Genomic DNA, 18086 nt, shown 5'->3' on the forward strand with positions numbered 1-18086 from the left:
ATTATTGTACAACTATGGACCAACAAATGCTCGCTGACAAAATCGAACTCTGGCCAACCAGTCGGCTGATCCCCTACGCCAGAAACCCCAGGAAGAACGATCACGCGGTCGAGCAGATGGCCAGTGCCATCAGGGAGTTTGGCTTTCGCTTGCCCATCGTCGCCAAGAGCACCGGCGAAATTTGTGATGGCCATCTTCGCTACAAGGCCGCGCTGCATCTGGGCTTGGAACAGGTGCCGGTCATCCTCGCCGACGACCTGACCGAGACGCAGATCAAGGCCTTCCGTATCCTGGCCAACCGCTCGGCCACCTGGGCGGACTGGGACGAGGACCTGCTGCGCCTCGAACTCGAAGAGCTCAAGCTCGACGACTTCGATCTCGCGCTCACCGGCTTCGATGCCGACGAGCTCCTGGAAATCATGGCCGGCGAAGAAACCACCACCGAGGGCAACACCGACGAGGATGCTGCTCCCGAGGTGCCAGTCAACCCGGTATCCAAACCCGGCGACGTCTGGATCATGGGCCAGCACCGGCTGCTCTGTGGCGATGCGACCGATCCGGCAAGTTACGACACGCTGCTGGGCACCGAGCGGGTGGCGATGATCTTTCAAGATCCGCCGTACAACGTGGACTATGCCAACAGTCCCAAGGACAAGCTGCGCGGCACCAACCGTCCGATCCTGAACGACAACCTTGGGGACGGATTCCAGGACTTCCTGCTGGCGGCGTTCAAGCCCGCGCTGGCCCGATGCAATGGCGCGGTCTACGTGGCGATGTCCTCATCGGAACTCGACACCCTGCAGTCCGCCTTTCGGGCTGCCGGGGGCCACTGGTCCACCTTCATCATCTGGGCCAAGAACACCTTTACGCTCGGGCGCTCGGATTACCAGCGCCAGTACGAGCCAATCCTGTATGGCTGGCCCGAGGGCGCCACCCGCCACTGGTGTGGCGACCGCGATCAAGGGGATGTGTGGCACTTCAACAAGCCGCGCGTCAACGATCTGCACCCGACGATGAAGCCCGTGGAGCTGGTCGAGCGCGCCATCCGCAACTCCAGTCGGCCCGGTGATGTGGTACTCGACCCCTTCGGCGGCTCCGGTACCACGCTGATCGCCGCTGAGAAGTCCGGTCGTCAGGCGAGGTTGATTGAGCTCGATCCCAAGTACGTGGACACCATTGTTCGCAGGTGGCAGGACTACGCTGGAGCGCAGGCAGTGCGTGAGGCCGATGGCGTTCGATTCGATGACCTCGTTGGCGCTGACCCCGGAGAATCGTCACGCCTCAGTGACGGCAGCGGTGTGGCGGCACTTGGGGAAGTTGGCGCAACCGAGGAAGGGACGTCCTGCATTGGGGCCTGATTTGGCTGTGCGCTGAATCAGATCCCCACCGCATTTCGGGCAGGTTGTCGTGCTGCTATGGCGCTGCTGCAATGACGCGATGTGCGCGTTCCGGGTGGCCCAGGTCTTGGGCAACATCCCGGTGCGCAGCGCCTCGATCAACTGGGCGACTTCCTCATCCGAGAACAGCACGGTCTGCTTGCTCTTGATGTAGGTCGCGTAGCCCCTGGTCATCACGTTTGGCGGCATCGGGGTTTTCAGTTCAGCCTCACCCCAGAACATCACGACCGAATGCAGTTTGTCGTGATCGATCCCCAGGAAGTCAGCCAGCGCCTTGGTGTGCCGGTAATTCTGGTGCAACGGGTTCTGGAAGCGGTGCTTTTTGCCGAAGAGGCTCTGGGTCCACTGCTTGCTGTGCTCGTCGCCGAAGATCCAGCCCTTCATGTTCTTGGTCTCGACGACAAAAAGACCGAAGCGCGAGACGATGACGTGATCGATTTGCGTGGTGCCGTTGGCCGTCGGAATCGTCACGTTGTTGATCGAGTGATAGACCGTGTCGTCCAGGAACAGCGTGTGCGCCACCGCTCCCTGCGCTTCTCCCAGCCAGCCTTTGAATACCGACAGCAATGACATCTTCTCTCCCGTTTGCTTCTTATGACGGGTCGATGATGCCACCGATAGGGACTGAATGAACAACCGGGGTGCAGGGATGAAGCAGACACGCTGGATGTCGCTGGTGGAAGCTGTGACCAACGTGCTGGTCGGCTACGGGGTGGCGGTGGCCACCCAATGGGCGGTGTTTCCGCTTTTCGGTCTGCACGCCACATTGCAGCAGAACCTGGTGATCGGCCTGATCTTCACGGCCGTGTCGCTGGTCAGGAGCTACGTGCTGCGCCGGACGTTCGAGGCGTTGCGTATTCGTCAGCTGTCCGGAAACTCCGGATAAAGATCGCCGCTGCTGATGTCGGCGATGTAGGTGACGTCGCGAAAATCTCCGGGCGCGTCGGCCAGGATCACGCCGCCGACCGACTGGATGGCGATGCCGTACTTGCGGGTGAGTGCCGTCAGTTCGGCGATGAACTGGTCGTAGTTGGCTTCGAGTTGTGGGGTGGTGGAGATGGCGGCCACGTTGTGATCCTCACGCCGCCAGGGACTCTTCGACGATCTCGCAGTGGATCACGAAGCCCGTCAGGTAGGGAAGGCCCTTGGGGATGCCGTACTGTTTGCTGGTGCTGCGGCCAATCGTCCAGCCCATCCAGCGTTGCGTGGCCTGCGCGATGGCGTCGGCCAAGGAAGCACCGGCGTAGAGGCCGTTTTGCACATCGTCGGCAAAGTGGCGACCGTGGCGGCTGTCGAGGAAGGTGCGGACTGACTCGAGTGGCTGGCAGGTGGCGTCCGAGATCGCGGTCATGGCCAGCGGCCAGGCGGCTTCGGCGTGCTCGGCCATGGTGCCAAAAAACCCGAAGTCGGTGACGGTCGGGGCGGGGATCTGGGTGGAGGTGTTCATCTCTGGCTCCTGGTGGTTGATCGTTGCGACACCCGTAGTAACGCGCTGTTCGAGATGGAAGCCAAGCGCCTGTTCGATCTTTTTGCGCTTGGCCCCGGGGGCCCTCAATCGGCCATCGTGTCGGCACGCACCAGTTCTGCCTGGGCGCTGGCGATCAGGTCCAGGCGCACGTTGTTGGGCACGTAGGTGGCCAGATGGCTCAGCGTCCAGTTGAGGACATTGGCCTTGTCTTTGAGCGACTCGGCTTCGTCATAGCGGGCGATGTAGCGGTCGAGTTCTTCCAGGGCGCGCTGCATCGTGGCTCGGGCGTTGGCAAGCGCATCACGGCCACTGGTTTCGGCGTAGTGGGTTTGAAATTCGCGGGGGGTGTTCATGGTGTGCTTTCCTTCTCAGTTGATCGTTGCGACACCTGTATGAACGCGCTTCTCGCCACACGAGCCAAGCTCAATCTGCATCTCCCGGCAGGTCACCAGCAACGCTGGCAACAGGTTTGCCGGGATCGGGGCGTTGGGCTGCGTGCTCACGCGCTGGCTTCCTCGGCAATGCGGTAGAGGCGCTGTCCTGCACCCGGCGTGCCGGCGGGGCCTTCGATCTTCTCGGAGACGATATTCAGGCCCAGCTTCTTCTTGAGCGCGCCGGCAAAGGTGCCGCGCACCGTATGCGGTTGCCACGATGTGGCCTCGCAGATCTGCGCGATGGTGGCGCCCTCGGGGCGTTTCAACATCTCGATTACCAGCGCCTGCTTGCTGTTGCCCGGGCCACGCTTGGGCGACTCAAGGGTGCTGGCGGGTTGAACCTGCTGCCAGCTGGCTTCGGCGGCAGCTACGGCGGCTTCCAGTTCCGGGTCGTCGGCCAGGGGCGGTGTGGGTGAGGTGGCGGCACCCTTTACCGCAGGCAGCACGTCCTCCGGTTGGGCTTCGCCCTTGATGATGGAGATGGCGGCACCCGTGATGCGCCACTGGCCATTCATCTGCTCGATCAGCCCGCGCTGCGCGAGGTTGGCGATCATCTTGAGTTTGGCGCCGCCCTTGAGGTCGAGCAGCGGCTCGATCAGGCCATTGGCATCGCAATGCGCGCGGGTGATGAGCTCCAATTGGCGTTCGGTGATGGGCGTGGTTTGTGCGGACATGGTCATGCTCCTTGTGGGTGATGAAGGTCAGGCGGCTTGTTGTTCGATCGGCCGATCAGTGGCCTTGGCGGCGGCGCTTTGGCCTGCGGCCAGGCCTGCTTGGTAGGCCGCCACCAGGGCGCTTTTGACGCCCCAGACGCTGACGTCGTGGAAATCCAGGCTGTCGCTGTTTCGTGTGGCCAGGGTCTCGATGAAGAGGTGCTCCTGGGCGATCCGGGCGAGCAGCAGGTCGAGTTGCTGCGCGGCTTTGGTGGTGGTGGCTTTGGTGGTGGTCTTGCGCATGGTGTTCTCCTGGGGGTGGGTTGCTGTGCTTGTAGTAACGCGCTGTTCAAGCAGGAAGCCAAGCGCCCGTTCGATCTTTCTGCGCCAGGCGTGCCACTCAATCTCGCCCGTCCTTGAGCACCTGGATGCCGGCGTGTGCCAGGCTCAGGGCCGCGCTCTGGAAGGCCACGTGCGCCACCGTCGGCGCCTCGCGCGCATCGGTGAGCAGTTCATCCAGCACCGGCCCGACCTGGGCGCGCATCGCGGCGCAGGCGGCGTCCAGTTGGGCGGTCGTGGCCTGGCGCACCTCCGGGTAGAGGCGCACCAGTGACCTTGCCCCTGGAAACCGGATCCCTTGCTGAGTGGTTGAATACAGGCAAGGAGAACGGAAGTGACGAAGGCAACGAGAGCGCGCTACACGCTGGAGTTCAAGCTGGAAGCGGTCAGGCTGGTCAAGGCTGGCCAGAGCATGGCGGCGACGGCGAAGATCCTGGGCATTGCGCAACAGACGCTGCACAACTGGATCCGTGCGGACCGAGACGGTCGTCTGGCGGGGGCTGGAAGCAAGCCGGTGAGCCCAGAGCAGATGGAGATCGCCAGGCTGCGCGCGGAGCTGGCGCGGGTCAAGATGGAGCGCGACATCCTGGGAAAAGCGACGGCGTACTTCGCGAAGGAGCGGGGGTGAAGTACGCCTGGATCGAGCGTAACCGCAAGCGCTGGCCCGTGTCGGTGGCGTGCGCAGTTCTGGGGGTGAGCCCCAGTGGGTACCACGACCACCGTGTGCGCCAGGCACGACCACGACGTGGGATCAGCAACGATGCTCTGCTGGTTCATATCCGAGCGATCCATGCCGAAACGCGTGGCGAGTACGGCTGGCCGCGGATCTGGAAGGAACTGCTGGCACGCGGCATTCGGGTGGGTAAGGAGCGCGTTCGCAAGCTCATGAGCCTGCACGGCATCCGCGCCCGAGGCAAGCGCAAGTTCAAGGCTACGACCGACAGCAACCACAAGCTGCCGGTGGCGCCGAACCTTGTGGATCGGCAGTTCAAGCCGGCCACGCCGAACGCCGTGTGGACGAGCGACATCACGTATGTGGCCACCGACGAGGGCTGGCTGTACCTGGCGGTGATCATCGACCTGTTCAGCCGCCAGGTCGTGGGCTGGTCGATGCAGCCGCACATGCGGCGCGAGCTGGTGATTGACGCGTTGCACATGGCCTGGTTCCGCCGCCATCCGCCGCCGGGACTGATATGCCACAGCGATCGCGGCAGCCAATACTGCAGTGCCGACTTCCAGAAGGCGCTGACCGGCTACGGCATGCGCAGCTCGATGAGTCGCAAGGGGAACTGCTGGGACAATGCGCCCACGGAAAGCCTGTGGGGCTCGCTCAAGGTGGGCAGGCTGCACGGCAAACGCTTCAAGACCCGGCGCGACGCCATGGACGAGATCGTCGACTGGCTGACGTTCTACAACCACCGGCGGCTTCATTCGTCGTTGGGCTATGTCAGTCCGATGCAATTCGAACGGGCTTGGCTTGCCGCCCAGAAAAGGCAGGCTGCGTAACGGTCTCAGCTATGGGATCCGGAACTCGCGGGCAAGGTCACAGCAAGGTCAAGGCGGCTTCGCCGAGCTTGTGGCCGAGGGTGTCGAGGGATTGGGTGTTGGCGGTGTTCATGGTGTGCTCCGTGGGGTGTTGATGACATCTGTATGAACGCGCTGTTGCCGATTGAAGCCAAGCGTTCGGTCCATCTATTTCGCATCGGAGTGGCTTGTGTTCGACACTGCTGAATCGGCGGTCGAATCCGCCTGGAAACGGGGCCTCGCACCCGATCCGATCCTCACCGTCGATGACTGGGCCAACCGCCACCGGATGCTCTCGTCGGTGGCCTCCGCCGAGCCGGGACGCTGGTCGACCAGCCGCACCCCGTACCTGAAAGCCGTGATGGAGACACTGTCGGCCACCTCGCGCGTCGAGCGTGTGGTGCTGATGGCCGGGGCGCAGATTGGCAAGACCGAAGCGGGATTGAACTGGCTGGGCTACGTGATCCACCACGCTCCCGGCCCGATGCTGCTGGTGCAGCCCACAGTGGAAGGCGCCAAGCGCGTCTCCAAGCAACGGGTCGATGCGCTGATCGAAGCCAGCCCCGAGCTGGCCAGCCGGGTGAAGGACCCCCGCAGCCGCGATTCGGGCAACACCCAGCTGATGAAGGAATTTCCCGGTGGCGTGCTGATCATGACCGGCGCCAACAGTGCCGTGGGCCTGCGCTCGATGCCGGTGCGCTACCTGTTTCTCGATGAGGTGGATGGTTATCCGGGCGATGCCGATGGCGAAGGTGATCCGGTGGCGCTGGAGGGTGTCAGGATTTTTGTGTGAGGGGCCTACCATGACGACTTCCAGGAGCCCCCATGCCACGCAAGAAGACCACCCCCGCCGCGAAGCCGGACGCCATTCTTCCCGACGAGCTGCTTGAGAAGCTGATCCCCGGACCGATGGACGCCGCCGGCGTCGAGGCCGTGTTCCAGAAGCTGAAGAAGGCCGTGATCGAGCGCGCCTTGGGGGCTGAGCTGGGCGTGCACTTGGCCAGCCCCGAGGGCGGCTGCGGGAACCATCGCAACGGCCGCAGCGGCAAGACCGTGCTGACCGACGGCGGGCCGCTGCGGATCGAGGTGCCCCGCGACCGGGCCGGCAGCTTCGAACCGCAGCTGATCCCGAAGCATGAGCGCCGGTTTGCCGGCTTTGACGACCGGATCATCTCGATGTATGCCCGCGGCATGTCGGTGCGCGAGATTCAGGGCCATCTGGCCGAGATGTACGCCATCGAGGTGTCAGCGGAGTTCATCAGCGCCGTCACCGACGCGGTGATGGCCGAGGTGGGGGCCTGGCAGGCCCGGCCGCTGGAGCCGATGTACCCGGTGGTGTTCTTCGATGCCCTGCGGGTGAAGATCCGCGAGGACGGCGTGGTGCGCAACAAGGCGGTGTATCTGGCCTTGGGCGTGCTGCCGGACGGGACCCGCGACATTCTGGGGCTTTGGATCGAGAACACCGAAGGCGCGAAGTTCTGGATGAAGGTGTTCAACGATCTCAAGACCCGCGGGGTCACGGACCTGCTGATCGGCGTGGCCGACGGCCTGAAGGGCCTGCCGGAGGCACTGGAGGCGGTGTTTCCGGCCACGACCCTGCAGACCTGCATCGTGCACCTGATCCGCAACAGCCTCGACTATGCGAGCTGGAAGGACCGTAAGGCGCTGGCCGCGGCGATCAAGCCGATCTACACCGCACCGAGCGCGGAGGCCGCCGAGCGCGCGCTGGACGCGTTCGAGGCAGGGCCGTGGGGCCAGCGCTTCCCGACCGTGGTCGCGGCCTGGCGGCGGGCGTGGAGCCGGGTGATCCCGTTCTTCGCGTTCCCGCCCGAAGTGCGGCGGATCATCTACACCACCAACGCCATCGAGAGCGTGCATTCGCGGTTACGCAAGATCATCAAGAGCCGCGGGCACTTCCCAAGCGACGAGGCGGCCACCAAGCTGATCTGGCTGGCCTTGCGCAACATCACCGCGGACTGGAAGCGGGCGAGCAAGGAGTGGAAATCGGCGATGAACCAGTTCGCGATACTATACGGCGACCGCTTCACCCTCGCACCACGCTGAACGACACGAGGACAGATTCAGAAACCGCCCCACACACAAAAAACAGGACATCCCCGGCGCTGGCCGTGCAACGGGCGGCGACCTTCGTCAATCGCAAGGTGTATCTGTGCTCAACCCCGACGCTCAAAGGCTTCTCGCGCATCGAGGCGGCCTACCTGGAGTCGGACCAGCGGGTGTTCGAGGTGCCTTGCGATCACTGCGGGGCGCACAGCCCGATCCAGTGGCGGGACATCCGCTGGCCCAAGGACAAGATGGCGGACGCCGCCTGGCACTGCCCAGCCTGCGACGGCATCCATCCCGAGTACCGCAAACCGGCACTGCTCGCCAATGGCCGCTGGACAGCACGGGCTGAGGGTGATGGCAAGACGGTGGGCTTTCATCTGTCGAGCCTGTACAGCCCGTGGCTGACCTGGGGCGAGATCGCCCAGGAGCACCATGCCGCCAAGGACGATCCGGTACGGCTCAAGGTCTGGGTCAACACCAAACTGGCTGAGACCTGGGAAGACCGGGAGGGCGAGACTTTGGACGCTGAAGGCCTGATGGAACGTCGAGAAGCCTACGGGCCGGCGATTCCTGCCGAGGTGGCACTGCTGACCTGCGGTATCGACGTGCAGGACGACCGGCTCGAACTCGAAGTGGTCGGCTGGGGCCGGGACGAGGAGTCCTGGTCCATCGACTACAAGGTGCTGTGGGGCGACCCGTCCGCGCCCGAGGTCTGGGCGCAGCTGGACGAGTATCTCGCGCAGCGATTTGAACACGAAACCCTGGCCAACGGCCTGACCATCGAAGCCGCGTGCCTCGACACCGGCGGCCATCACACCCTGGCGGCCTATGCCTTCTGCAAGGGCCGGGAGCGCAAACGCATCTGGGCGATCAAGGGGGGCTCAGGCAAACGGCCGATCTGGCCCAAGCGACCGAGCAAGGCCAACAAGGGCAAGGTCAATCTGTTCACGGTGGGCGTCGATGCCGCCAAGGAAGCGATCTACGCCCGGTTGAAGAAGTCAGACGCCGGGGCCGGCGCGATGCACTTTCCGCTGGATCGGGATGCGCAGTATTTCGAGCAGCTGACGGCGGAACGGATTCGCACCCGTTACGTGAAGGGCTTCCCGCAGCGCTTCTGGTGGAAACCGGATGGCCGGCGCAACGAAGCCCTGGACTGCCGGGTGTACGCCTACGCGGCATTGCACGGCCTGCTGTCGATGGGGCTGAACCTGAACAAGCGGGTAGAAGCGCTGCCGCCGGTCCCGACCAGTCGCCAAGGCAAGAGCACACCTGTTTCGGCCCCGATGACCGCCAGCCCGCGCCGTCGGCGCATGGCGATTTCTTCGAACTACGTTTGATCAGTTCGACCAGGGGTTGAATATCTGGACTGGCAAACCTGCGAAGTCTTTGACGTTACGCGTGACTAATACCAGATCGTGCTCCAGTGCGGTGGCAGCCAGCAGGCTGTCGATGGCAGGAAGAGGTCGGCCTGATGCTGCGACCAAACGTCCCCAGCGATCGGCTACGGCGGCATCGACCGGCAGTACCCGGCCAGTGAAGAAAGTTGGCAAGTCTGTCTCCAACCAATCGAGCAGCGACTGGCGGCGCAATTCATCGCTGACGCCTTCAAGGCCTTTACGGATTTCACCCAAGGTCAGCACAGAGAGATACAGGGTGGACGGTGGTCGCCGCGAGAACCAGGCAACAACCCCGGGGTCGGGTGCCTTGCGGCGCAATTCAGACAGCACGTTGGTGTCGATCAGGTAGCTCAAAACGCTACCTCCCGGGTCAGGCTCTGATCGCGCTCAAAAGTAATGTCATCCGCCCCATAGAGCGGCGAGCGCCGCATGAAATCCACCAGCGAGTCCTGTGATTGCGACAAGCGATCAAAGGTCTCGCGCGAAATCACCACGGCCACCGACTTGCCATGCAGGGTGATGTCTTGGGGTTGGTTTTGTGCGCGTTTGACCACTTCAGACAACCGCGCCTTCGCTTCTTGCATTTGCCAGGTTTGCATTGGGATCTCCTAGTCTGACCAGACAGGTCAGAGTTTAGTGCATGCTGCCCCTTATTTCAAGGCGCTTGCCTGGAAAGGCTTTTTATGACCCTCGAACAACTCAAGGCCCAGCGCGAGGCGCTGCAGGCCGCCCGCTTCAATGGGGTGCTCACCGTCAAGGCTGGCGACAAGTGGGTGACCTACAAGTCGGACGCCGAACTGCAGTCGGCCCTGGGAGACCTGGATCGTGAGATCGCCAAGGCAGAAGGCCGCCCGCGCGCCAGGCGCATCCGCGCTTACGCCGGGAAGGGGTTGTGATGGGGATGCTCAAGAACTTGCGCCGCAAGGTCGGTGCCATGGTGGGCGGCTTCGAAGGTGGTTTATCCGCGCGACGCCTCAAGACCTTCGCCGCCAGCCGTGCCCACGTCAACACGCTGATCCAGGCCGCCGGCGCCGACATGACCGCCCGCGCCCGGTACCTGATCCGCAACAACGGCTATGCCGCTAATGCGGTCGAGTCCTGGGCGGGCAATGCCGTGGGCACGGGCATCAAGCCCTCGTCGGGCATCGCCGATGCCGTGCTCAAGGATCGGGTGCAACGCCTGTGGCTGCGCTGGACCGACGAGTCGGACGCCGAAGGGCTCACCGATTTCTATGGCCAGCAGCGCCGCGCCGCTCGGGAACTGTTCATCGCCGGGGAGGTGTTCTTCCGTATTCGCCCGCGCCGCCCAGAGGATGGTTTGAGCGTGCCGCTGCAGTTGCAGATGCTGCCGGCCGAGATGCTGCCGCTCAATCACAACCAGGCGCTCGACAACGGTCACCGCATCCGCCAGGGCATCGAGTTCGATCGCATCGGCCGACGCGTCGCTTACCACTTCCTGCGCCGCCACCCGGGCGACATCACCGATCCAGGACTGGCCGGGGAGACCGTGCGGGTGCCGGCCGAGTCGGTGCTGCACATCGTTGATCCGGTGGACGCCGGGCAACTGAGAGGCGTGTCGCGCTTCTCGCCGGCGCTCGTGAAGCTCTTTCTGCTCGACCAGTACGACGACGCCGAGCTGGATCGCAAGAAGGTCGCCGCGATGTTCGTCGGCTTCGTGCGCCGGCCCGAGCGTGACTTCGACAACGGTGGCGAGACCGATGACCGGGGCGAGCCGCTGCTGCCGCTCGAACCCGGGCAACTCCAGATCCTGGACGACGGCGAGGACATCACCTTCTCGACCCCGGCCGATGTCGGGGGCAACTACGAGTCGTTTCAGTACCGCACCTTGCTGCAGGTGGCCGCCGCGCTGGGCTTGCCCTACGCGAACCTGTCGGCCGATATGTTGAAGGCCAACTACTCCAACACCCGGGCGGCGCTGCTGGAGTTTCGCCGGCGCATCGAAGCCTTCCAGCATTCGGTGCTGGTGTTTCAACTGTGCCGAGCGGTGTGGGCGCGCTGGATGGACACGGCGGTGCTCTCTGGGGCGTTGGACCTGCCGGACTACGAGCAACGCCGCGCCGACTACCTGGACTGCAGTTGGCTACCGCCCCGCTGGGACTGGGTCGATCCCTTGAAAGACATCCGCGCCGAGATCAACGCCATCGAGGCCGGGCTCAAGTCGCGCACCCAGGCGATTGCCGAGCGCGGGTTTGATGCCGCGATGGTCGATGCCGAGATCGCAGGCGACCACCGGCGCGAGGACAGCCTGGGGCTGCGATTTGGACGTGAGCCTGCGCCGGTCCCGGCACCGGTCCCGGCACCGACTCCTGCGCAGGCGCCACCGCCAGCCCCCTCGAACTGAGGAATTCCCATGACCGATTTACCGTACCTGGCGTCCCGTCTGTATGGGACGCCGCTCCTCATTGCGCGCCCCAAACTCGAAGTCATCCTCGGGGTGGTGGCCAGAAAGCTCGCGGGCGACACCCTGGCCACGCCGCCACCGACCAACGTCGATGCCGGCATGGCCGGTGGCCTCCAATTTCAGGACGGCATTGCCATCCTCCCGGTCCTCGGCACCCTGGTGCGTCGCTCTTCGTATATCGGTGCAGCCAGTGGCCTCACCAGTTATCACGAGATCGAGGCCATGGCCGAGCAGGCCTTTGCCGACCCGCAGGTACGCGCCGTGCTGCTGGAAATCGACTCCAGTGGCGGCGAGGCCGGTGGGGTGTTCGATCTGGCGCAGCGTCTGCGGCAGCTGGCCCAGACCTCCGGCAAACCCTTGTGGGCGATTGCCGATGAGGCGGCGCTCTCAGCCGCCTATGCCATGTGCGCCCGGCACGGGCGCACTCTTGTGGGTGAAAGTCCCACCGTAAGTTGATCACAGCGAACGAAGCGAAGCGCAACTGCATGAGGGCGACCGAGTGTGGGGAGGAAGCGTGGAGCGAAACTGCGAGCCGATGGACAAGAACCGGATAGAAGGCGCTGCCGAGCAGGGCGAGCGGGCATGAATCCGCGAAGCTCTCGTGATCAAGGCGAAGCGGCGTAAATCCGGCGGTTGTGCAGTGAAGGAGTGCGTTCTTACCCGGGGAGATCTCGCCTTATGCCTGAAAGGGCGACGTGGTGACACGGAGCGAGAAGTCAGCAGAGGCCATAGTAGCTGCCAGTCGTGGGCGAAGGGCCGAACGAGAAGGAGTGCTTGAGACCATGTCGATGCTGGAAGCAAGGCGTCAGAAGTCTGCGCAAGCAGAGCGGGCGGGGGTAGCGCACGGTGAAGCCGGGCGGGAACCTGTCAGCGACGAAGCGGCCGGCCCGCGACGGGACACCGAGAGCACAGGGCCGGGACTGCTGCAAGCGGTTCTGGCGAGAGAGAACCTGCGGCGAGCATGGAAGAGAGTCAAAGCCAACAAAGGCGCAGCCGGCGTGGATGGGCTGGACATTGACCAGACCGCCCGCCATCTGGTGACGGCGTGGCCATTGATTCGGGAACAACTGCTGCAGGGGAGGTACCGGCCCAGTCCGGTACGACGGGTAACGATCCCGAAGCCGGACGGTGGCGAGCGCGAGCTCGGCATTCCGACGGTCACGGATCGGCTGATCCAGCAAGCACTGCTGCAAGTGCTGCAACCGCTACTTGACCCGACATTCAGCGAGTGCAGCTACGGCTTCCGGCCGGGCCGACGAGCCCACGACGCGATACTGGCGGCGCAGGGCTACATCCAGTCCGGACGGAAGATCGTGGTTGATGTCGATCTGGAGAAATTCTTTGATCGAGTCAACCACGACATCCTCATCGACCGCCTACGGAAACGCATCGACGATGCTGGAATCATTCGGCTGATACGGGCGTACCTGAACAGCGGCATCATGAGCGATGGCGTAGTGTTTGAGCGGTATCAAGGCACGCCGCAAGGTGGGCCGCTGTCGCCGCTGCTGGCGAATGTGATGCTGGACGAAGTGGATAAGGTACTGGAGAAGCACGGCCACTGCTTTGCGCGCTATGCCGACGACTGCAACGTCTATGTCCGTAGTCGGAAAGCTGGCGAACGGGTCATGGCGCTGCTGCGCAAGTGTTACGGCAAGCTGAGGCTCAAGATCAATGAAGCCAAGAGTGCGGTGGCCAGCGTCAAGGGAAGGAAGTTCTTGGGCTACAGCTTCTGGTTTGGCAAGGAGGGCGTCAAGCGCAGGGTGGCCGACAAGCCGATGGCGACGTTCAAGCAGCGGGTGAGGCAACTGACCCGGCGCTCAGGCGGACGCAGCATGGCGGAGGTCATTGAGCGACTGAAACCTTATCTGTTGGGATGGAAAGCCTACTTTGGGCTGGCGCAAACACCGGGCGTCTGGCGATCGCTGGACGAATGGCTGCGCCACCGACTACGGGCGATCCACCTCAAGCACTGGAAGCGGGGTAGCACGATCTACCGGGAACTGCTCAACCTAGGCGCGTCCGAACACGTGGCAAAGCGGGTGGCAGGCAATTCCCGCTGCTGGTGGCGGAATAGCGCGGGCGAGCTCAACCGGGTGCTGACCATTGCCTACTTCGACAAACTTGGCGTTCCCCGTCTCTCATGACCTCAACTTCTCGAACCGCCCGGTGCGGACCCGCATGCCGGGTGGTGTGGGAGGGGCCCGGTCAGGTATCCTGACCGCCCCTATCTCGATGTGCGCCCGGCACGGGCGCACTCTTGTGGGTGAAAGTCCCACCGTAAGTTGATCACAGCGAACGAAGCGAAGCGCAACTGCATGAGGGCGACCGAGTGTGGGGAGGAAGCGTGGAGCGAAACTGCGAGCCGATGGACAAGAACCGGATAGAAGGCGCTGCCGAGCAGGGCGAGCGGGCATGAATCCGCGAAGCTCTCGTGATCAAGGCGAAGCGGCGTAAATCCGGCGGTTGTGCAGTGAAGGAGTGCGTTCTTACCCGGGGAGATCTCGCCTTATGCCTGAAAGGGCGACGTGGTGACACGGAGCGAGAAGTCAGCAGAGGCCATAGTAGCTGCCAGTCGTGGGCGAAGGGCCGAACGAGAAGGAGTGCTTGAGACCATGTCGATGCTGGAAGCAAGGCGTCAGAAGTCTGCGCAAGCAGAGCGGGCGGGGGTAGCGCACGGTGAAGCCGGGCGGGAACCTGTCAGCGACGAAGCGGCCGGCCCGCGACGGGACACCGAGAGCACAGGGCCGGGACTGCTGCAAGCGGTTCTGGCGAGAGAGAACCTGCGGCGAGCATGGAAGAGAGTCAAAGCCAACAAAGGCGCAGCCGGCGTGGATGGGCTGGACATTGACCAGACCGCCCGCCATCTGGTGACGGCGTGGCCATTGATTCGGGAACAACTGCTGCAGGGGAGGTACCGGCCCAGTCCGGTACGACGGGTAACGATCCCGAAGCCGGACGGTGGCGAGCGCGAGCTCGGCATTCCGACGGTCACGGATCGGCTGATCCAGCAAGCACTGCTGCAAGTGCTGCAACCGCTACTTGACCCGACATTCAGCGAGTGCAGCTACGGCTTCCGGCCGGGCCGACGAGCCCACGACGCGATACTGGCGGCGCAGGGCTACATCCAGTCCGGACGGAAGATCGTGGTTGATGTCGATCTGGAGAAATTCTTTGATCGAGTCAACCACGACATCCTCATCGACCGCCTACGGAAACGCATCGACGATGCTGGAATCATTCGGCTGATACGGGCGTACCTGAACAGCGGCATCATGAGCGATGGCGTAGTGTTTGAGCGGTATCAAGGCACGCCGCAAGGTGGGCCGCTGTCGCCGCTGCTGGCGAATGTGATGCTGGACGAAGTGGATAAGGTACTGGAGAAGCACGGCCACTGCTTTGCGCGCTATGCCGACGACTGCAACGTCTATGTCCGTAGTCGGAAAGCTGGCGAACGGGTCATGGCGCTGCTGCGCAAGTGTTACGGCAAGCTGAGGCTCAAGATCAATGAAGCCAAGAGTGCGGTGGCCAGCGTCAAGGGAAGGAAGTTCTTGGGCTACAGCTTCTGGTTTGGCAAGGAGGGCGTCAAGCGCAGGGTGGCCGACAAGCCGATGGCGACGTTCAAGCAGCGGGTGAGGCAACTGACCCGGCGCTCAGGCGGACGCAGCATGGCGGAGGTCATTGAGCGACTGAAACCTTATCTGTTGGGATGGAAAGCCTACTTTGGGCTGGCGCAAACACCGGGCGTCTGGCGATCGCTGGACGAATGGCTGCGCCACCGACTACGGGCGATCCACCTCAAGCACTGGAAGCGGGGTAGCACGATCTACCGGGAACTGCTCAACCTAGGCGCGTCCGAACACGTGGCAAAGCGGGTGGCAGGCAATTCCCGCTGCTGGTGGCGGAATAGCGCGGGCGAGCTCAACCGGGTGCTGACCATTGCCTACTTCGACAAACTTGGCGTTCCCCGTCTCTCATGACCTCAACTTCTCGAACCGCCCGGTGCGGACCCGCATGCCGGGTGGTGTGGGAGGGGCCCGGTCAGGTATCCTGACCGCCCCTATCTCGATTGCCTGTGCGGCTGACCGACTGTGGCTCACACGCACCGCCGAGGTGGGCTCGATTGGTGTGGTGGCTGTGCACGTCGACGAGTCGGTGGCCGATGCGAAGGCGGGGCTTAACTACACCTTCCTGCACGCCGGCGCCCACAAGGTCGATGGCCATCCGCACGCACCGCTCTCAGCGCCAGTCGCCGCCGTCATCCAGGCCGACATCGAGCAGCTGCACGACCAGTTCATCGCCCTGGTCGCCGGGTTTCGGCGCCTAACCCCAGAGGTGGTGCGCGCCACCGAAGCCCGTGTCTATCGCGGTGAAGCCGCGCTCCAAGCGGGGCTGGCCGATCAGATCGGCACCCGCGCTGAAGCGATCACGGCCCTGCAGCGCCAGCTGGCCATGAGTGCCGGCCGCAGCCTGCGCACCAAGGCCGCTGCACTGTCGGCGGCACGCACACCCCCTCGATCCCAACCATCCCCGAAGGAGATCTCCATGAATGATCACAACCCCGTCACGCCGGTGGACGATGCCCAAGAGCACACCACTCCGAACTCAAGCCCGACCCCGGCGCAGTCACCGCAAAATCCGCCGCTCGATGAAGCGGCCATCACCGCGCAAGTTGAGCAGCGACTGCGCCGCCAACTCGCCGAGCTGACCGAGATCGCCGCCCAGGCCAAACGCCTCGGCGTGACGGTTGATCCGGCGCAGGCCCTGGCCCGTGGCGTCACCCCGGATGCGCTGCGTCAGTCGGTGCTGAAGCAGGCCGCTGAGCGCGATGTGGCGCAAGACATCGTTGCCGAGGCACCGCAGCAACCCCACACCAAACCCCAATCCGTCGCTGACAGCCCCCTGGTCAAAGCGGCCCAAGCCTATGGAGCACGTCAATGAGCACACCTTTGATTTCGCCTGCGACCCTCGGTGATCTGATCAAGCGCGAGTCCGACCCGGACTACACCCGCGAGACCGTGACCTTGAAGGCCGGCACCGCCTATCCCCTGGGCGCCGTGCTCGGCCGCATCACCGCTACGGGCGTCTATGCCTTCTCGCCAGCGGCCTCGACCACAGGTATCGAGGGTGCCGAAATTGCCTCGGCCGTGCTGCTGCACCCGGTCGCCGCCAGCAATACCGACACCCAAGCCGTCGTGCTTGCGCGTGGCCAGGTGATCGTCGCCGACCGTGCGCTGGCCTTCGATGCCTCGGTCACGGATGCCGCCGCCCGTTCCATCAAACACCAGCAACTGGCTGCCCACGGCATCGTCGTGCGTCCGCTCGCTTGATAAGGAGTTCCCCCATGACCGTGATCGTCAATCCTTTCGACGCCGGCGGCTTTACGCTGGCCGAGATGTCGGCCGCCATCCAGATGCTGCCCAACCCCTATGGCCGGGTCGGCCAGCTGGGGCTGTTTGCGCCCGAACCCATCTCGCAGCGCAACGTCACCATCGAGTCCATTGAAGGCGAACTGCGCCTGTTGCCGGCGGTAGCGGTGGGTGCGCCAGCCACCGTGGGTACCACCGACAAGCGTGAAGTGCGTTCTTTCTCGGTGCCGCACATCCCGCACAACGACGTGGTGCTGCCCGAGGAGATCCAGGGCATCCGTGGCCTGGGTCTGGCGGCCAGTGAAGACCCGCTGGTCACCGTGATGACCCGCAAACTTGCCCGGATGCGTGCGAAACACGCGCAGACGCTGGAGTACATGCGCGTCAATGCACTCTTGGGTATCACCAAGGATGGTGCTGGCAACACCCTCTACGACTGGCACGACGAGTTCGGCATCCAGAAGCCCGAGGTGGATTTCGTGTTCGGTGGCACCGAGGACATGGTCATCCACTGCACCCAGGTGGCCCGCCACATCGAGGAGAACCTCAAAGGCGAGATGATGACCACCATCCACGCCCTGGTCAGCCCCGAGTTCTTCGATGCCCTGGTCAAGCACAAGACCGTCAAGGAGGCCTATACCTTCTACCAGGGCACCGCCGGCACCAACCCGCTGCGCGACGATGTGCGCCGGGGTTTCCGCTTTGGCTCCATCCTGTTCGAGGAGTATTTCGGCACGGTGACGTTGGCCAACGGTACGTCTGTGCGCCTGATCCCGCCGCGCGAAGGCGTGGCGTTCCCGCTGGGCACGCTGGATACCTTCCGCACCTACTTCGCGCCGGCGAACCTGATGGAGGCGGTCGGCACCTACGGCCAGGAGCTCTACGCCCATCAGTTGGCGCGTCCCAATGGCACGGGCGTCGACATCTACACCCAGTCCAATCCGCTTCCCATCGTGAAACGTCCGGCGCTGACCGTTGACCTTGCCCGCGAGTTCCGGATCCCATAGCTGAGACCG

The 18086-nt window shown here is 63.9% G+C and carries 22 protein-coding genes and 1 pseudogene; 14 read left to right on the forward strand and 9 right to left on the reverse strand.

The features are described from left to right. Nucleotides 1-14 precede the first annotated feature (14 nt). Nucleotides 15-1358 carry a DNA modification methylase gene (locus ACPYIS_RS06395; protein ID WP_424894871.1) on the forward strand — a complete coding sequence of 448 codons (1344 nt, stop codon included), beginning with the start codon at nucleotides 15-17 and terminating at the stop codon, nucleotides 1356-1358. Here the strand turns inward: ACPYIS_RS06395 and ACPYIS_RS06400 are convergent. Continuing rightward, nucleotides 1275-1970 carry an NERD domain-containing protein gene (locus ACPYIS_RS06400; RefSeq protein ID WP_424894870.1) on the reverse strand — a complete coding sequence of 232 codons (696 nt, stop codon included), beginning with the start codon at nucleotides 1968-1970 and terminating at the stop codon, nucleotides 1275-1277. The two genes, ACPYIS_RS06395 and ACPYIS_RS06400, sit on opposite strands and share 84 nt — an antisense overlap. A gap of 55 nt (nucleotides 1971-2025) precedes the next feature. Here ACPYIS_RS06400 and ACPYIS_RS06405 point away from each other — a divergent pair, with 55 nt between their 5' ends. Then, on the forward strand, nucleotides 2026-2283 hold the full coding sequence (locus ACPYIS_RS06405) for a DUF7220 family protein (protein WP_424894869.1): 258 nt from the start codon (nucleotides 2026-2028) through the stop codon (nucleotides 2281-2283). On the opposite strand, the gene ACPYIS_RS06410 is transcribed toward ACPYIS_RS06405, so the two are convergent. The 6 genes from ACPYIS_RS06410 to ACPYIS_RS06435 form a co-directional block, all read right to left on the reverse strand. Beyond that, a complete protein-coding gene (locus tag ACPYIS_RS06410; protein WP_424894868.1) occupies nucleotides 2259-2465 on the reverse strand; it encodes a hypothetical protein in 207 nt (68 codons plus the stop codon). The two genes, ACPYIS_RS06405 and ACPYIS_RS06410, sit on opposite strands and share 25 nt — an antisense overlap. Nucleotides 2466-2475: 10 nt before the next feature. Further along, a complete protein-coding gene (locus tag ACPYIS_RS06415; protein ID WP_424894867.1) occupies nucleotides 2476-2844 on the reverse strand; it encodes a hypothetical protein in 369 nt (122 codons plus the stop codon). A gap of 104 nt (nucleotides 2845-2948) precedes the next feature. Continuing rightward, entirely contained in the window at nucleotides 2949-3218 is a 270-nt protein-coding gene (locus tag ACPYIS_RS06420; RefSeq protein WP_424894866.1) for a hypothetical protein, read from the reverse strand. 146 nt (nucleotides 3219-3364) lie between these two features. Beyond that, nucleotides 3365-3937 (reverse strand): DUF3489 domain-containing protein, encoded by a 573-nt coding sequence (locus tag ACPYIS_RS06425; protein ID WP_424894865.1) that lies wholly within the window; start codon nucleotides 3935-3937, stop codon nucleotides 3365-3367. Between the two features lie 63 nt (nucleotides 3938-4000). Then, entirely contained in the window at nucleotides 4001-4255 is a 255-nt protein-coding gene (locus ACPYIS_RS06430; RefSeq protein ID WP_424894864.1) for a DUF6900 domain-containing protein, read from the reverse strand. Nucleotides 4256-4352: 97 nt separating this feature from the next. Further along, nucleotides 4353-4559 (reverse strand): hypothetical protein, encoded by a 207-nt coding sequence (locus tag ACPYIS_RS06435; protein ID WP_424894863.1) that lies wholly within the window; start codon nucleotides 4557-4559, stop codon nucleotides 4353-4355. 66 nt (nucleotides 4560-4625) lie between these two features. Here ACPYIS_RS06435 and ACPYIS_RS06440 point away from each other — a divergent pair. From ACPYIS_RS06440 to ACPYIS_RS06455, 4 genes and pseudogenes are all read left to right on the forward strand, one after another. After that, nucleotides 4626-5797 (forward strand): IS3 family transposase gene (locus ACPYIS_RS06440; protein WP_424859250.1). Its coding sequence is split into 2 segments (ribosomal slippage): nucleotides 4626-4881 and nucleotides 4881-5797, totalling 1173 coding nucleotides; the frame shifts between segments, so codons are not numbered across the junction. Nucleotides 5798-6005: 208 nt separating this feature from the next. Beyond that, nucleotides 6006-6596 (forward strand): annotated as a pseudogene (locus ACPYIS_RS06445) (phage terminase large subunit family protein); the annotation flags it as partial. 44 nt (nucleotides 6597-6640) lie between these two features. Continuing rightward, complete coding sequence (locus ACPYIS_RS06450) at nucleotides 6641-7879, forward strand: IS256 family transposase (RefSeq protein WP_132963481.1); 1239 nt, start codon at nucleotides 6641-6643, stop codon at nucleotides 7877-7879. Then, nucleotides 7813-9219: a phage terminase large subunit family protein gene (locus tag ACPYIS_RS06455; RefSeq protein ID WP_424894862.1), complete on the forward strand. Its 1407-nt coding sequence runs from the start codon at nucleotides 7813-7815 to the stop codon at nucleotides 9217-9219. Before ACPYIS_RS06450 ends, ACPYIS_RS06455 begins: the two co-directional genes overlap by 67 nt. On the opposite strand, the gene ACPYIS_RS06460 is transcribed toward ACPYIS_RS06455, so the two are convergent. Beyond that, the gene (locus ACPYIS_RS06460) at nucleotides 9220-9633 is read right to left on the reverse strand and encodes a type II toxin-antitoxin system VapC family toxin (protein ID WP_424894861.1); all 414 of its coding nucleotides are present in this window, start codon (nucleotides 9631-9633) and stop codon (nucleotides 9220-9222) included. After that, nucleotides 9630-9878, reverse strand: coding sequence for a type II toxin-antitoxin system Phd/YefM family antitoxin (locus ACPYIS_RS06465; protein WP_424894860.1), 249 nt, complete (start codon nucleotides 9876-9878; stop codon nucleotides 9630-9632). Before ACPYIS_RS06465 ends, ACPYIS_RS06460 begins: the two co-directional genes overlap by 4 nt. A gap of 84 nt (nucleotides 9879-9962) precedes the next feature. Here ACPYIS_RS06465 and ACPYIS_RS06470 point away from each other — a divergent pair, with 84 nt between their 5' ends. The 8 genes from ACPYIS_RS06470 to ACPYIS_RS06505 all read left to right on the forward strand — a co-directional run bounded on the left by ACPYIS_RS06470 (nucleotide 9963) and on the right by ACPYIS_RS06505 (nucleotide 18077). Continuing rightward, on the forward strand, nucleotides 9963-10175 hold the full coding sequence (locus tag ACPYIS_RS06470; RefSeq protein ID WP_347286749.1) for a phage head-tail joining protein: 213 nt from the start codon (nucleotides 9963-9965) through the stop codon (nucleotides 10173-10175). 5 nt (nucleotides 10176-10180) lie between these two features. Next, nucleotides 10181-11641 (forward strand): phage portal protein, encoded by a 1461-nt coding sequence (locus ACPYIS_RS06475; protein WP_424894859.1) that lies wholly within the window; start codon nucleotides 10181-10183, stop codon nucleotides 11639-11641. 9 nt (nucleotides 11642-11650) lie between these two features. Then, on the forward strand, nucleotides 11651-12157 hold the full coding sequence (locus ACPYIS_RS06480; protein ID WP_424894858.1) for a hypothetical protein: 507 nt from the start codon (nucleotides 11651-11653) through the stop codon (nucleotides 12155-12157). Between the two features lie 326 nt (nucleotides 12158-12483). Next, complete coding sequence (ltrA, locus tag ACPYIS_RS06485) at nucleotides 12484-13848, forward strand: group II intron reverse transcriptase/maturase (protein WP_424859842.1); 1365 nt, start codon at nucleotides 12484-12486, stop codon at nucleotides 13846-13848. Between the two features lie 468 nt (nucleotides 13849-14316). Next, a complete protein-coding gene (gene ltrA, locus ACPYIS_RS06490) occupies nucleotides 14317-15681 on the forward strand; it encodes a group II intron reverse transcriptase/maturase (protein WP_424859842.1) in 1365 nt (454 codons plus the stop codon). 34 nt (nucleotides 15682-15715) lie between these two features. Beyond that, nucleotides 15716-16642 (forward strand): S49 family peptidase, encoded by a 927-nt coding sequence (locus ACPYIS_RS06495; protein WP_424895260.1) that lies wholly within the window; start codon nucleotides 15716-15718, stop codon nucleotides 16640-16642. Then, entirely contained in the window at nucleotides 16639-17031 is a 393-nt protein-coding gene (locus tag ACPYIS_RS06500; protein ID WP_424894857.1) for a head decoration protein, read from the forward strand. The genes ACPYIS_RS06495 and ACPYIS_RS06500 overlap by 4 nt, the downstream gene beginning before the upstream one ends. A 14-nt stretch (nucleotides 17032-17045) precedes the next feature. Then, the gene (locus ACPYIS_RS06505) at nucleotides 17046-18077 is read left to right on the forward strand and encodes a major capsid protein (protein ID WP_424894856.1); all 1032 of its coding nucleotides are present in this window, start codon (nucleotides 17046-17048) and stop codon (nucleotides 18075-18077) included. Nucleotides 18078-18086 lie beyond the last annotated feature (9 nt).

The organism is Tepidimonas sp. HKU78, assembly GCF_049860815.1.
In the GTDB taxonomy this organism is placed as follows: Bacteria; Pseudomonadota; Gammaproteobacteria; order Burkholderiales; family Burkholderiaceae_C; genus Tepidimonas.